General features: G+C 50.8%; 1 protein-coding gene. It reads left to right on the top strand.

Translation table 11 applies throughout. The features are described from left to right. On the top strand, nucleotides 1–236 hold a 236-nt coding region (locus ACLHZ1_RS20860; protein ID WP_427263570.1), incomplete at its 5' end, for a transposase. Between the last annotated feature and the right edge of the window lie 18 nt (nucleotides 237–254).

Genomic DNA, 254 nt, shown 5'->3' with positions numbered 1-254 from the left:
AGGTGAAGCAAAGCATGTCACGCAAAGGGAACTGCCTGGACAATGCGGTGGTAGAGAACTTCTTTGGGCTGCTGAAGAGCGAATGCTGGTTCAACGAAGAGTACGAAGATACAGAGCAGTTGAAGCGGGCGGTGGATGAATACATCCACTACTACAACCACGAGCGGATCAAAGCAAAACTAAACGGCCTGAGCCCGGTACAGTACCGAACTCAGGCCATGTCATCCGCCAACTAATGTGTCCAATAAATGGGG

The sequence above is a fragment of the Aeromonas sobria genome, from assembly GCF_050266975.1.
GTDB classification, from domain to species: domain Bacteria; phylum Pseudomonadota; class Gammaproteobacteria; order Enterobacterales; family Aeromonadaceae; genus Aeromonas; species Aeromonas sobria_B.
The sequence above is the reverse complement of the archived record's forward strand: the minus strand, read 5'-3'. Positions and strand labels throughout refer to the sequence as shown.